Raw genomic sequence first — 14432 nt, 5'->3', positions numbered from 1 at the left:
ACAAACGTTTTCTGAATGGATATGATTAGCTACGATTTGTATGAATCCTCTTTTAATAGTAGGAACACGACAATGGAAAGGAGTCCATTCAGTAATGGCGTATAAATATTTAGTGATTGTAGAATCACCTGCAAAAGCCAAGACAATTGAGAAATATCTTGGACGAAACTATAAAGTAATGGCCAGTGTTGGCCATATAAGAGATTTACCGAAAAGTAAAATGGGTATCGATTTTGAAAACAATTATGAACCCCATTATATTTCTATACGCGGAAAAGGCGATGTCATCAAAAGCCTTAAAGCCGCAGCAAAAAAAGCTAAAAAAGTTTACTTGGCAAGTGACCCGGATAGAGAAGGAGAAGCGATTGCTTGGCATTTAGCGTACCTACTTGGGTTGGATCTGAAAGAAAAAAATCGGGTGGTCTTCAATGAAATCACAAAAGACGCAGTCAAAGCAGCTTTTAAGGAACCAAGAACGATCGATGTAGATTTAGTAGATGCACAGCAAGCTCGTCGTACCTTAGACAGAATCGTTGGTTATTCGATCAGTCCTATTCTCTGGCGTAAGGTCAAGAAAGGGTTAAGTGCAGGACGTGTCCAATCTGTCGCTTTAAAAATTATTATTGACCGTGAAAAAGAGATCCGAGAATTTGTTCCAGAAGAATATTGGAGCATCGACGGTAATTTTAAAAAAGCTCGCAAGAAATTCAAAGCAAATTTCTGGGGAATCGACGGTAAGAAAAAGAAATTACCAGATGCACAAAGTGTAAAAGAAGTCACTGCTAGAATTGATGGAACAGACTTCGAAGTTAAAAAAGTAGAAAAGAAAGAGCGCAAAAGAAACCCTGCGAATCCTTTCACTACAAGTAGCCTGCAACAAGAAGCTGCCCGTAAGTTAAACTTTCGAACAAGAAAAACCATGATGGTAGCACAGCAATTATATGAAGGAATCACTTTGGGTAAACAAGGAACAGTCGGCTTGATTACATACATGCGTACTGATTCTACCCGGATTGCCGATACAGCAAAAGCAGAGGCCGCAGCATTTATTGAAGATACGTATGGAAAAGAATTTTCTAGACATGATCACCGAAAGATCAAAAATGCTCAAGGCGCACAAGATGCCCATGAAGCTGTGCGTCCAACGAGTGTGCTTCGTACACCAGATGAACTCAAACAATATTTAGATAAAGATCAATTGAAACTTTATACATTGATCTGGTCACGTTTTGTGGCTAGTCAGATGACACCAGCTATTTTAGATACAATGAAAGTGACATTAGAACAAAATGGTGTCATCTTCATTGCGAACGGTTCAAAAATCAAATTCAAAGGATTCATGCAAGTGTATGTGGAAGGTAGAGATGACGGCAAAGAAGAGAAAGAAAATATTCTTCCAGAACTTGAAGAAGGCGATGTAGTCCAATCTGTTGATATTGAACCAAAACAACATTTTACTCAACCACCAGCACGTTTTAGTGAGGCTACGTTGATTCGTGCACTAGAAGAAAACGGGGTAGGGCGACCTTCCACTTATGCACCAACACTTGATACGATCCAAAGACGCTACTATGTAAAATTGACACAAAAAAGATTTGAGCCGACTGAACTAGGAGAAATTGTCAATTCATTAATCTGTGAATTCTTCCCTCAAATCGTCGATATCCATTTCACAGCAGAAATGGAAGGAGATTTGGATAAAATTGAAGAAGGCACGGAAGCGTGGGTCAAAGTGGTTGATCGTTTCTATAAACCGTTTGAAAAAGAACTGACGAATGCGGAAGAAAAAATCGAAAAAATTCAAATCAAAGATGAACCAGCAGGATTCGATTGTGATGTCTGTGGACATCCGATGGTAATAAAATTAGGGAAATATGGGAAGTTTTATGCTTGCAGTAATTTTCCTGATTGTCGGAATACGAAACCAATCGTAAAAGAAATCGGTGTGACTTGCCCAGTATGTCATGAAGGACAAGTCATTGAACGAAAATCTAAGAAAAACAGACTATTCTATGGTTGTTCCCGTTTCCCAGAATGTGAATTCACTTCTTGGGATAAACCAGTGGGCAGAAATTGTCCAAAATGTGACGGATATCTGGTCGAGAAGAAAGTCAAAGGCGGTAAACAAGTAGTCTGTGTAAATGGAGATTACGAAGAAGACATCCAAAAATAATAGAAAAGAGGTTCTTTCATTGAAAATGGTAAATGTTGTTGGAGCAGGGCTTGCCGGAAGTGAAGCTGCTTGGCAAATCGCACAAGCAGGAGTCCCTGTCCGTTTATATGAAATGCGTCCAGTCAAATCGACTGAGGCGCATCACACAAGTAATTTTGCTGAACTAGTATGTTCCAATTCATTAAGAGGAAACAGTTTGGCTAATGCAGTAGGGTTATTGAAAGAAGAAATGCGCCGATTGGATTCGGTAGTAATCACTTCGGCAGATGAAACAGCAGTGCCAGCTGGTGGTGCCTTAGCTGTTGACCGCGATTCTTTTTCTGAAACAATTACCCGAAAAGTCAAAGAGCATCCATTAGTAACAGTGATAAACGAAGAAATTACTGAAATACCGGAAGGAATCACCGTAGTAGCAACAGGACCTTTGACTTCTCATCCATTAGCAGAAAGCATCAAAGCATTCAATGGTTCAGATGGTTTTTATTTCTATGATGCAGCTGCACCAATCGTAGACAAAGCTACGATCGATATGGATAAAGTATATTTGAAGTCCCGCTATGACAAAGGAGAAGCAGCTTACTTGAACTGTCCGATGACAGAAGAGGAATTCAAAGCTTTCCATGAGGCACTAATCAATGCCGAAGTGGCAGAACTTAAATCTTTTGAGAAAGAAAAATATTTTGAAGGATGTATGCCAATTGAAGTAATGGCACAGCGAGGATTCAAAACGATGCTTTTCGGACCTATGAAACCAGTTGGATTGGAAGATCCTAAAACTGGCAAACGTCCTTATGCTGTTATCCAGCTGCGTCAAGACAATGCTGCAGCTTCTTTATACAACATCGTGGGCTTTCAGACTCACTTGAAATGGGGCGAGCAAAAACGTGTTTTCCGGATGATTCCTGGGTTGGAAAATGCTGAATTCGTTCGCTATGGTGTGATGCACCGAAACAGCTTTATGAATTCGCCAGAATTGCTGAAACCGACTTACCAATCAACAAAACGCGAAGATCTGTTCTTTGCAGGTCAGATGACTGGTGTAGAAGGCTATGTTGAAAGTGCAGCGAGCGGACTACTTGCTGGAATCAACGCCGCACGCTTAGCAAAAGAAATGGAACCAGTCGAGTTTCCACAAGAAACAGCTATTGGAAGTATGGCTTACTACATTACTCATGCGGAAGGAAAACATTTCCAACCGATGAATGCCAACTATGGTCTGTTTCCTGAACTGCCAGAGCGCATTCGAGACAAAAAAGCAAGATATGAAGCAATTGCACAACGAGCTTTAAAAGCTAATGAGGCAATAAAAACAGAATTAGAAAAAACTGCAGTCCCAAATGAGTAAGGAAACTCCATGAAGAGGGTGAGACGGATAGTCTCGCTCTTTTTCTTGCGTTTTTCTTAAGAATTTCTCAAACAAAATGTGAGGAATTGCGCCAATTGTGAACAAACTTAGAAATATTGGTTAAATTCTGACAATTTATTTGTCTTTTTATAAACGCTGTGCTAAATTATTCTCTGGGACAAAAGGAAGGTGAGAAAATGACAGAAGCCACGTGGGAACAAAAATTTTTGCGTTATTTGATTGTCGAAAGAGGATATTCAGAAAAAACGAAAGAAGCATATGAAGAAGACATTCTCCATTTCAAACATTTTTTGGAGGAATCTGGAGACGCTGATCTGCTGAAGGCGGAATATTTTACGGTTCGTGTCTATTTGAGTGCATTAGCTGATCATCGTCCTAGCTATAGCAGAAATTCTATCAGTCGCAAGATAGCCAGCCTACGTTCGTTTTATCAGTATCTTCTCAAAGAAGAAGTGATAAAAGAAAATCCATTTTCTTACGTTCATCTCAAAAAGAAAAATTTGAGACTGCCACGTTTTTTTTATGAAAATGAAATGCAAGCACTTTTTGACAGCGTAGCAGGAGATAGTCCTTTGGATTTGAGGAACCGCGCTTTACTGGAAGTCCTTTACGGGTCAGGCATCCGTTTAAGTGAGTGTAGCAGTTTGTCGGTATCAGACATTGATTTTGATTCAGAGGTCATGTTGATCCATGGTAAAGGGAACAAAGAGAGATATGCTCCTCTAGGTTCTTTTGCTCAAGATGCTCTGCAAGAATATTTCAGGGAAGGCCGCCAGGTATTGATGACAAAATATCACGAAGAGCATGATATCGTTTTTGTGAATCATCATGGAAAACCAATCACGCCTACTGGAATTGAATATGTCTTGAATCAAATGATCAAAAAAAGCAGTTTGGATAGTGATATCCATCCTCACATGCTGCGCCATACATTTGCTACTCATTTATTAAATAATGGGGCAGATTTGCGGACAGTCCAAGAATTGCTAGGACATGCCAATTTATCGACTACCCAGATCTATGCCCATGTAACAAAAGAAAGTTTACAAAAAAACTATCGTTCTTTCCATCCAAGAGCGTAAAAATAAGGAAAAGAACAAATTTAGGAGGAAACAAACATGGTCGAATCACCATTTCATTCAACCACTATCTGTGCCGTCGAAAAAGACGGGAAATTTGCTATGGCTGGAGATGGCCAAGTAACAATGGGTGAATCTGTTGTCATGAAAGGCACTGCAAAGAAAGTACGACGTATCTACAATGGAGAAGTTGTTGTAGGTTTCGCCGGAAGTGTTGCAGATGCGTTTACTTTAGAAGAAAAATTTGAAGGCAAACTAAACGAATATAACGGGAATCTACAACGCGCAGCTGTCGAATTAGCTCAAGAATGGCGGACACAGCAATCTATGCAAAAACTTGAAGCGATGCTGATCGTAATGAATGATAAAGAAATGCTTCTTGTTTCAGGTACAGGAGAAGTTATCACACCAGATGATGGTATCTTAGCTATCGGATCAGGAGGGAATTTTGCGTTGGCTGCAGCCCGAGCAATGAAAAACTATGCTCAAAACGACATGAGTGCGAAAGAAATTGCAGAAAATGCGTTAAATATTGCCGCAGATATCTGTATCTTTACTAATCATAATATTATCGTAGAAGAACTGTAAGAGGTGAGTAGATATGTATGAATTAAAACAAACACCAAGACAAATCGTAAGTGAATTAGATGAATATATCGTAGGACAGCACGCAGCAAAAAAATCTGTTGCCGTTGCTTTGCGTAACCGCTATCGCCGTTTGCAGTTAGATGAAAAAATGCAACAAGATATTACACCAAAAAATATGCTGATGATCGGACCTACAGGGGTCGGTAAAACAGAAATCGCACGACGTTTGGCAAAAATCGTCAATGCACCATTTGTCAAAGTCGAAGCAACAAAATTTACTGAAGTCGGTTATGTCGGAAGAGATGTAGAATCAATGGTTCGGGATTTAGTAGAAAATGCGATCAAAATCGTAGAAAAAGAGCAGTACAGCCGTGTATACACAAGTGCTAAAAAAAATGCAGAAAAACGTTTGGTAAAAATCTTGGTACCTGGTATCAAAAAAGAACAGAAACAATCCACTAATCAATTTGAACAAATGATGAATCTTTTTAATGCTAGTCAGCAAAATACCGCTGAACCGCAAGAAGAAGTGACAGAAGATATTCGAATCAATCGCCGTACAGTCTTGGAACAACTACAAAAGGGTTTACTGGATAGTCGTGAAGTAACCATTGAAGTTGAAGACCAAAAGAAACCTGCACCAATGATGAACAATGGATTGGAGCAAATGGGGATCGACCTAAATGAAACTCTAGGTGCTTTGACACCGAAGAAAAAAGTGGAACGGACGGTAACAGTCAAAGAAGCTTTAGAGTTATTGATCAAGGAAGAATCAGCAAAATTAGTCAAGGATGCTGATATCCATAGTGAGGCAATCAAATTAGCGGAAGAAAGTGGAATTATTTTTATCGATGAAATCGATAAGATCACTTCTAAATCACAGCAATCTGGAGAAGTATCCAGAGAAGGCGTTCAAAGAGACATATTACCAATCGTCGAAGGTTCACAAGTAAATACAAAATACGGGATCATCCAAACAGATCATGTCTTATTCATTGCTTCAGGAGCGTTCCATTTATCTAAACCGAGTGATTTGATTCCAGAACTCCAAGGGCGTTTCCCGATACGGGTAGAATTAGATGATTTGACAGCTGAAGATTTTGTGAAGATTCTGACCGAACCGAATAATGCTTTAGTAAAACAATACGTCGCGTTGATCGGTACAGAAAATGTGTCAGTTACGTTTACAAAAGAAGCAATTGAACGGATCGCTCAAATCGCTTTCGATGTCAACCGTGACACAGATAATATCGGCGCACGCAGACTGCATACCATTTTGGAAAAACTACTAGAAGATCTATTATTTGAAGCGCCAGATATGCAAATGGGAGAAATAACGATCACAGAAGCATATGTGGATGACAAACTTGGCTCAATTGCGGCAAATGAAGATTTAAGTCGCTATATTTTATAAAAAATCGGAGGACGACAATGACAGACTTGCTAACGAAAACCCGCAAGATAAACACACTTTTGCAGCAAAAGAATACTTTTGACATGCAAGCAGATTTGCCTTACGATAAAATGGCTGTCACACTAGGTGGTATTCTTGACAGCAACACCTATATCATAGGAAGTGACGGAGTATTACTAGGTTATAATGAACGTCACGATGTGAACAATGAACGAATCAAAACAATGTTTGTTGAGAAACAATTTCCTGAATCTTATACTGATACAGTGGCACAGTTGATGAAAACTGAAGCTAATATCCCAATTACTAGTGATATTACTGCATTTCCGGTAGAGTCAAGAGAGAAATATCCATTTGGTCTGACGACTGTCGTTCCGATCTTTGGAGCTGGCGAACGTTTGGGTACGATTATCTTATCTCGTATGGAACAATCGTTTGCAGATGACGATCTAGTCTTAGCAGAATATGGAGCTACGGTTGTCGGTATGCAGATCCTTTATCAGAAGTCTCGAAGCATCGAAGCAGATGTACGGAGTGCAACGGCTGTCCAAATGGCAATCAACACATTATCTTATAGCGAATTGAAGGCTGTACAAGCTATCTTTGAAGCATTGGATGGAGATGAAGGTCGTCTGACTGCTTCTAATATTGCCGATAGTATCGGCATCACTCGTTCTGTGATCGTCAATGCTTTACGAAAATTGGAATCAGCTGGAATCATTGAATCTCGTTCGTTAGGCATGAAGGGAACTTATTTAAAAGTATTGAATTCCCGTTTTAAAGACGAGTTAGCAAAACACAGTTATTAGAAGTAAGGGGACTGGGGCAGATAGAAATGTTTGTTCCAGCCTTCCCATTTTAAAAAGTAAGTCGAAGTTGGAGGAATGGCAATGACTGTTATTATTCAAAATGACCAGCTGATCGCCGAAATCGCTGAACACGGTGCGGAATTGATCAGTCTGAAATCAAAAGAACACGGTTTAGAGTATATCTGGCAAGGTGATCCAGCGTATTGGGGCAGACATGCACCGGTTTTATTCCCTTTTGTTGGACGTTTAAAAGATGATCAGTATGTTTATCAAGGGAAAACATATCAAATGGGGCAACACGGATTTGCTCGGGATATGGATTTTGAAGTCATTGAACATGGACAAGAAATGGCTAGTTTCATCTTAAGGAGTACGCCGGAGACATTAGAAAAGTATCCATTTGATTTTGAATTAGTGATCAGCTATGAATTAGGAGGAGACGGCATCACGGTTCATTATCAAGTGGCAAATACCGGTGAAAAAGAAATGTTCTTTTCTATCGGTGGACATCCTGCTTTCAATGTACCTCTTGAAGAAGGATTGTCATTTGAAGATTTCTATCTGGCATTTTCTCCATTGAAATCAAGATTACGCCTACCATTGAAAGGCCCATTTATCGATATGGATCAAAAGACGTTAGGTCAGACAAATACGAATCTGGCTTTGAATCGTGAACTTTTTGAGCAAGATGCCTTGGTTTTTGAAACAAGGGGTCTAAATGCGTACGCCATTCGAAGTGAAAAATCTTCCCATAGCGTAACTTTAAGCTATAAAGATATGCCTTATGTAGGGATCTGGTCTCCTTATCCAAAAGAAGCGCCTTTCGTTTGTATCGAACCGTGGTGCGGAATCGCTGACACGGTGAACAGTAGTGGAAACTTGATGGAAAAAGTAGGGATCAATCAACTAGGTGCCCATGAAATCTTCAAGACAAAATATTCCATCACAGTGAAGTAAGAGGTTGTGACCGAGAAGTTAGCAGGGAACACCGTTTACCAAGGTGTGTAAAAAAGCTATCCTGTAAGTAATAAGGGAGTGTGACATCGATTTGTCACACTCCCGTTTTATCTCTTTGGAATGAAAAAGTATCAGGATTTTTTCTTGCTGCTATTCAAACCAAACGGGATTCGACTTTCTGTATGGTTTCTGATACGCTTGATATTGTCTTTATGCCGATAAAAGATAAAGGAAGAAACTAAAAAGGCAATGATCGTCAGTAACCAATTGGGCTTAGCCAAAATCACAGGAGCTACATAAGGAAGGACGATCGTAGATAAAGTGATCAATACTGCACTGATCATACTGCTCAAACTCACCATACTTGTACAAAATAAACTAACGATAAAGATGATACAAGAATAAACAAAAAATACAGGATTAAATCCTAAAAGCATTCCTGCACTTGTCGCAACAGCTTTTCCTCCTTTGAACCCAGCAAAAATCGGAAATGTATGGCCAAGAATGGCGCATACCCCAAACCAAAGAGGGTTAATCCCAGAAAGGTGGAAGATCATCGGCAAACAAGTAGCCAATGTACCTTTTAAAATATCCATAAGCAGGACAACAATCCCGGCTGTTTTGCCTAATACACGAAATGTATTGGTCGTTCCAGTATTACCGCTCCCGTGTTGTCGGATATCTTTTTTGAAAAACAATTTGCCAATCCAGACACCGGAAGGAATAGAACCTAAAAGATATGCTAAAATAAGTAATAAGATCAATTTCATTTTTTACCCTCTTTCAAGTTGAAAACTATCCTTTATTTTAGCATGAATAGGTAACAGGAACAATTGAAAAAATGAAAGATACAAGTATAATAGATGGAATAAAAAGAAAAGCAAGGGGTGGCAGAAATGTCTGTAAAAAATCCAACACAAGAAACGATTTTCAACTATTTGGAAGAAGCAAAAAATATTGCCGTCGTAGGCTTGAGCAATAAACCAGAACGAACAAGTTACATGGTTGCACAGGTATTGCAAGACAATGGATATAAAATCATACCAGTAAATCCATTATTGGCTGGTGAAGAAATTCTAGGCGAGAAAGTCTATGCGAATTTGACAGAAATCGATGATCCAATCGATATCGTAGATGTATTTAGACGGAGTGAATTTTTACCTGAAGTAGCAGATGATTTTTTGAAAACTGATGCTAAAGTGTTCTGGGCACAATTAGGGATTGAAAATAAAGAAGCAGCTGAGATGCTAAGAAAAGCAGGACGTACAGATATCGTAATGGATCGTTGTATTAAGATTGAACTTGGTAAGTTGAAAGAAAACCAAAAATAAAAATGACCACAAAGAAGAGATGATCGATAGAGGAGAATGTCGAAAAAGCGGTTAGGAGATAATTAAAATTGATTTCTCGTCTACCCTCTTTTTTTTCACGACCTTTTCTAGTATGATAATCGTGGTGCGGTTTTGCCGCAAAGTATTATTGAAGGAGCGTTTGCCTTGGCAAAAAAAGTAAACAACGAATACAATGACTCGTCCATCCAAGTATTGGAAGGATTAGAGGCAGTTAGAAAAAGACCAGGGATGTACATTGGATCCACTGACAGCCGAGGCTTGCATCATTTAGTCTATGAAATCGTCGATAATGCAGTTGACGAAGCATTATCAGGTTATGGCAGTGAGATTGATGTGACCATCCATGAAGACAATAGTATAACTGTTGCAGATAGCGGACGTGGGATGCCTGTAGGGATGCATGCTTCCGGAATCCCAACAGTTGAAGTGATTTTTACTGTGCTGCATGCTGGCGGAAAGTTTGGTCAAGGAGGGTACAAAACTTCTGGTGGACTGCACGGTGTAGGAGCCAGTGTGGTAAATGCCTTATCGAAATGGCTAACTGTAACGATCGTTAGAGATGGCGTAGAGTATCAGCAGAAATTTAAAAACGGCGGTAAACCTGACGGTACGTTGAAAAAGATAGGAAAAACAAAAAAAGCAAACGGGACGACTGTCCATTTTTTACCAGACGATACAATATTCAGTACAACGAAATTTTCATATGAAATTTTAGCCGAACGGTTAAGAGAATCTGCCTTTCTTCTAAAAGGCGTTAAAATCTCTCTTTCTGATCTTCGTGGAGAAGAACCAGTCAAGGAAATTTTTCATTACGAAGAAGGAATCAAAGAATTTGTTGATTATCTGAATGAAGAAAAAGATACATTGACACCAGTTGTTTATTTTTCAGGAGAAAAAGAAGGTATCGAAGTAGAGGTCGCTTATCAATACAATGACGGGTATTCAGAAAATGTTTTATCTTTTGTCAATAACGTTCGGACAAAAGATGGGGGAACCCATGAAGCTGGTATGAAAGCGGCGATGACGAAATCTTATAATGAATATGCGAGAAAAGTTGGTTTGCTGAAAGAACGGGACAAGAATCTGGAAGGTAGTGATTTCAGAGAAGGATTAGCTGCTGTACTTTCTATCCGTGTACCTGAAAATCTTCTGCAATTTGAAGGGCAAACAAAAGAAAAACTTGGTACGCCAGTTGCTCGTACCGTAGTAGATAACGTCATCAGTGAACAAATGGGCTTTTATTTGCAGGAAAATAGCGAAATGAGCCAGATGTTGGTCCGTAAAGCAATCAAAGCCAGAGAAGCGAGAGAAGCAGCACGTAAAGCCAGAGAAGAAAGCCGAAATGGGAAGAAGCGTAAAAAAGGCGAATCTCTTCTTTCAGGAAAATTGACACCCGCACAATCCCGAAACCCTAAGAAAAATGAATTGTATTTAGTTGAAGGGGATTCTGCTGGCGGATCTGCTAAACAAGGAAGAGACAGAAAGTTCCAAGCAATTCTACCTTTACGAGGAAAAGTCATCAATACCGAAAAAGCTAAAATGCAAGATATCTTGAAAAATGAAGAAATCAATACGATGATCTATACGATTGGTGCAGGAGTCGGTCCTGAGTTTTCTATCGAAGACTGTAATTACGACAAAGTAATCATCATGACCGATGCGGATACAGACGGCGCCCATATTCAAGTATTGCTGCTTACTTTCTTTTATCGCTATATGAAACCGCTGATTGAAGCTGGGAAAGTATATATCGCGTTACCGCCTTTATATAAAGTATCCAAAGGACAAGGGAAGAAACAAGTCATTGAATATGCGTGGACAGATGACGAATTGGCAGCAATGATTAAAAAAGTCGGCAAAGGATATATGCTGCAGCGGTATAAAGGACTTGGAGAAATGAATGCGGAACAATTGTGGGAAACAACGATGGATCCAACTTCCCGTACGTTGATCCGCGTCCGTATCGACGATGCTGCGCAAGCTGAGCGTCGAGTAACCACACTAATGGGTGACAAAGTAGAACCTCGAAGAAAATGGATCGAAAATCACGTACAATTTACGCTCGAAGAAGATGGCAGTATCTTAGATAAAAAAGAGGATACTGAAATCTCTCCTTCAGTTTCTAATGATTTATTAGATGAAGAACGAGCAGATAAAAATGAAAAAAATCAGTTATTTGAAGTAGAATAGGAGGTCACCTGATGGAAAATCGACAAGAAGTACAAGAATTAACTTTAGAAGAAGTGATGGGTGACCGCTTCGGACGTTATTCCAAATATATTATCCAAGAACGTGCACTGCCTGATATCCGTGATGGATTGAAGCCAGTGCAACGCCGGATATTATTTGCCATGAACAAAGATGGCAATACGTATGACAAAGGATTCCGTAAATCAGCAAAATCTGTCGGAAATATCATGGGGAATTATCATCCTCATGGTGACAGCAGTATTTATGAAGCGATGGTCCGCATGAGCCAAGACTGGAAGTTGCGGGAAGTACTGATCGAAATGCACGGGAATAACGGGAGTATGGACGGTGATCCACCTGCTGCGATGCGTTATACTGAAGCCAGATTATCCAAGTTAAGTGGAGAGATGCTAGCAGATATCGAAAAAGAAACAGTCGATCTCGTGTGGAATTTTGATGATACAGAAAAAGAACCAACAGTCCTTCCAGCTCGATACCCAAACCTTCTCGTCAATGGATCGACAGGTATATCTGCTGGATATGCAACAGAAATCCCGACTCATAACTTAGCTGAAGTGATCGATGGCACAATCTATATGATCGATCATCCACAAGCGAGCCTTGAAAAATTGATGGAATATATTCCTGGACCTGACTTTCCAACAGGAGGGATCTTGCAAGGAAAAGATGAAATCAAAAAAGCTTATGAAACAGGGCGAGGAAAAGTTATTCTTCGTTCGAAAACAAAGATAGAAGCAATGAAGGGTAATAAACAGCAAATCGTGATCACAGAAATCCCATATGAAGTAAATAAAGCGACCTTGGTGAAAAAAATGGATGAGATCCGTTTGAATAAGAAAATCGATGGAATAGCTGAAGTACGAGATGAAAGTGATAGAACAGGTCTGCAAATTGTCGTCGAATTGAAAAAAGACGCCAATGCTCAAGGAATTTTGAATTATTTGTTCAAAAACACTGAGCTACAGATCAATTACAATTTCAATATGGTCGCTATCGACCATATGACTCCGCATCAAGTTGGACTGAAAGACATTTTAAGAAGTTATATCGAGCATCGAAAGCAAGTCATAACAAAACGTAGTCAATTCGATTTAGCCAAAGCTCAAAAAAGACAGCATATCGTAGAAGGATTGATGAAAGCTTTATCGATTCTGGATGAAGTAATCGCAACGATTCGTGAAAGTAAAGACAAAAAAGACGCCAAAAAGAATTTAGTCGACGTCTTTCAATTTACAGAAGAACAAGCAGAAGCAATTGTCACATTGCAATTATACCGTTTGACGAACACGGATATCACAGAGCTTCAAAAGGAATCCGAAAGCTTGATTGCGAAAATCACAGAGTTGAATAAAATCCTTTCAAATGACAAAGAGCTTTTCTATGTTATGAAAAAAGAATTGCGAGAAGTGAAAAAAAATTATTCTTCCGCTCGTCTAACGACAATCGAAGACGAAATCGAAGAAATCAAAATTGATACGCAAGTCTTAGTGGCACAAGAAGACGTAATTGTCAGTGTGACGCGAGAAGGCTATGTGAAGCGAACAAGCCTTCGTTCTTATAGTGCTTCCAAACCAGAAGAAATCGGGATGCGAGAAGGCGACTACTTGCTATACTCAGGTGAATTGAGTACATTGGACCATGTTCTTCTGATCACAAATAAAGCAAATGTGATCTACCGTCCTGTCCATGAACTACCCGATTTGAAATGGAAAGATGCTGGTGAGCACATTTCTCAAACAATCTCCAATCTGTCTGTAGACGAATCGATTTTAGCTGTTTTCCCATATCAAAAAATTCAAGCAGAGAAAACATTTGTATTCATCAGCAAGAATGGATTGATCAAGCAAACACGAATGACAGAGTTCGAACCATGGCGCACCTATAAGAGCCGTCCGCTCAGCTGTATGAAGCTAAAGGCGGAAGAAGATGAACTGATTGCTGTGTATCTGAAAGAAGATCAGCCAGGCTTAGATGTTTTCTTAGTAACGCATCAAGGAATGGGTTTGCGCTATCCTTTAACAGATGTTCCCGTTGTTGGAGCAAAGGCAGCTGGAGTGAAGTCTATGAATTTGAAAGATGGAGATAGGATTATCAACGGGCTGCTTGTGTTAGCAGAAGGTGATACGCCGATCGTAATCGTTACTCAGCGAGGAGCTGTTAAACGCATGCTTGCTCAAGAAATCAGCCAAACTTCACGTGCGAAGCGGGGAGTGACGGTCATGCGTGAGCTGAAAAAAAATCCGCACCGTATTATCTATATGTCGGAAGGAAGATCAAAAGAAATAACCTTGATGAATCAAAAAGGGCAGCAGTTAACGATTGACCCAACTGATTTCCCTATAGGTGATCGAACATCGAATGGATCATTTGCGATGGATGAGAAAAAAGGTGGAGAAGTCATCGAAGTTATCGATGCTCCTGAGATTTTCATCGAGTCGTAACTGTTGTAGTATTTTAATGAAGAGACGCCATCTGTATTAATA

Annotated in this window: 11 protein-coding genes; 10 read left to right on the top strand and 1 reads right to left on the bottom strand. The window is 39.6% G+C overall.

Annotation, left to right across the window (positions count from 1 at the left end):
* Positions 1–94 precede the first annotated feature (94 nt).
* From topA to RG571_RS06485, 7 genes are all read left to right on the top strand, one after another.
* Positions 95–2173 carry a type I DNA topoisomerase gene (gene topA / locus RG571_RS06515; protein WP_002339402.1) on the top strand — a complete coding sequence of 693 codons (2079 nt, stop codon included), beginning with the start codon at positions 95–97 and terminating at the stop codon, positions 2171–2173.
* Positions 2142–3518, top strand: coding sequence for an FADH(2)-oxidizing methylenetetrahydrofolate--tRNA-(uracil(54)-C(5))-methyltransferase TrmFO (trmFO, locus tag RG571_RS06510; RefSeq protein ID WP_080106297.1), 1377 nt, complete (start codon positions 2142–2144; stop codon positions 3516–3518). Before topA ends, trmFO begins: the two co-directional genes overlap by 32 nt.
* A gap of 197 nt (positions 3519–3715) precedes the next feature.
* The gene (xerC, locus tag RG571_RS06505) at positions 3716–4621 is read left to right on the top strand and encodes a tyrosine recombinase XerC (protein ID WP_002288415.1); all 906 of its coding nucleotides are present in this window, start codon (positions 3716–3718) and stop codon (positions 4619–4621) included.
* A gap of 36 nt (positions 4622–4657) precedes the next feature.
* On the top strand, positions 4658–5206 hold the full coding sequence (gene hslV, locus RG571_RS06500) for an HslVU peptidase proteolytic subunit (RefSeq protein WP_002288419.1): 549 nt from the start codon (positions 4658–4660) through the stop codon (positions 5204–5206).
* Positions 5207–5219: 13 nt separating this feature from the next.
* Positions 5220–6620 (top strand): ATP-dependent protease ATPase subunit HslU, encoded by a 1401-nt coding sequence (gene hslU / locus RG571_RS06495; protein ID WP_002339401.1) that lies wholly within the window; start codon positions 5220–5222, stop codon positions 6618–6620.
* A 17-nt stretch (positions 6621–6637) separates the two neighbouring features.
* Positions 6638–7429, top strand: a complete 792-nt coding sequence (gene codY / locus RG571_RS06490; protein WP_002290223.1) for a GTP-sensing pleiotropic transcriptional regulator CodY — start codon at positions 6638–6640, stop codon at positions 7427–7429.
* An 81-nt stretch (positions 7430–7510) separates the two neighbouring features.
* Positions 7511–8386, top strand: coding sequence for an aldose 1-epimerase family protein (locus tag RG571_RS06485; RefSeq protein ID WP_002296994.1), 876 nt, complete (start codon positions 7511–7513; stop codon positions 8384–8386).
* A 131-nt stretch (positions 8387–8517) separates the two neighbouring features.
* On the opposite strand, the gene plsY is transcribed toward RG571_RS06485, so the two are convergent.
* Positions 8518–9156: a glycerol-3-phosphate 1-O-acyltransferase PlsY gene (gene plsY / locus RG571_RS06480; RefSeq protein ID WP_002296995.1), complete on the bottom strand. Its 639-nt coding sequence runs from the start codon at positions 9154–9156 to the stop codon at positions 8518–8520.
* A 126-nt stretch (positions 9157–9282) separates the two neighbouring features.
* On the opposite strand from plsY, the gene RG571_RS06475 reads away from it, so the two are divergent.
* The 3 genes from RG571_RS06475 (at position 9283) to parC (ending at position 14390) form a co-directional block, all read left to right on the top strand.
* The gene (locus tag RG571_RS06475; protein WP_002298106.1) at positions 9283–9717 is read left to right on the top strand and encodes a CoA-binding protein; all 435 of its coding nucleotides are present in this window, start codon (positions 9283–9285) and stop codon (positions 9715–9717) included.
* 165 nt (positions 9718–9882) lie between these two features.
* Complete coding sequence (gene parE, locus RG571_RS06470) at positions 9883–11928, top strand: DNA topoisomerase IV subunit B (protein ID WP_002324664.1); 2046 nt, start codon at positions 9883–9885, stop codon at positions 11926–11928.
* Between the two features lie 11 nt (positions 11929–11939).
* Entirely contained in the window at positions 11940–14390 is a 2451-nt protein-coding gene (gene parC, locus RG571_RS06465; RefSeq protein ID WP_258430487.1) for a DNA topoisomerase IV subunit A, read from the top strand.
* The last annotated feature ends 42 nt before the right edge of the window (positions 14391–14432 follow it).

The organism is Enterococcus sp. FR204 (assembly GCF_031143325.1).
In the GTDB taxonomy this organism is placed as follows: domain Bacteria; phylum Bacillota; class Bacilli; order Lactobacillales; family Enterococcaceae; genus Enterococcus_B; species Enterococcus_B faecium.
The sequence above is the reverse complement of the archived record's forward strand: the minus strand, read 5'-3'. Positions and strand labels throughout refer to the sequence as shown.

Excerpts from the sequence above, each read along its gene's own strand:
- topA (WP_002339402.1), top strand. The coding sequence starts at position 95 with ATGGCGTATAAATATTTAGTGATTGTAGAATCACCTGCAAAAGCCAAG.
- trmFO (WP_080106297.1), top strand. The coding sequence starts at position 2,142 with ATGGAGATTACGAAGAAGACATCCAAAAATAATAGAAAAGAGGTTCTT.
- xerC (WP_002288415.1), top strand. The coding sequence starts at position 3,716 with ATGACAGAAGCCACGTGGGAACAAAAATTTTTGCGTTATTTGATTGTC.
- hslV (WP_002288419.1), top strand. The coding sequence starts at position 4,658 with ATGGTCGAATCACCATTTCATTCAACCACTATCTGTGCCGTCGAAAAA.
- hslU (WP_002339401.1), top strand. The coding sequence starts at position 5,220 with ATGTATGAATTAAAACAAACACCAAGACAAATCGTAAGTGAATTAGAT.
- codY (WP_002290223.1), top strand. The coding sequence starts at position 6,638 with ATGACAGACTTGCTAACGAAAACCCGCAAGATAAACACACTTTTGCAG.
- RG571_RS06485 (WP_002296994.1), top strand. The coding sequence starts at position 7,511 with ATGACTGTTATTATTCAAAATGACCAGCTGATCGCCGAAATCGCTGAA.
- plsY (WP_002296995.1), bottom strand. The coding sequence starts at position 9,156 with ATGAAATTGATCTTATTACTTATTTTAGCATATCTTTTAGGTTCTATT.
- RG571_RS06475 (WP_002298106.1), top strand. The coding sequence starts at position 9,283 with ATGTCTGTAAAAAATCCAACACAAGAAACGATTTTCAACTATTTGGAA.
- parC (WP_258430487.1), top strand. The coding sequence starts at position 11,940 with ATGGAAAATCGACAAGAAGTACAAGAATTAACTTTAGAAGAAGTGATG.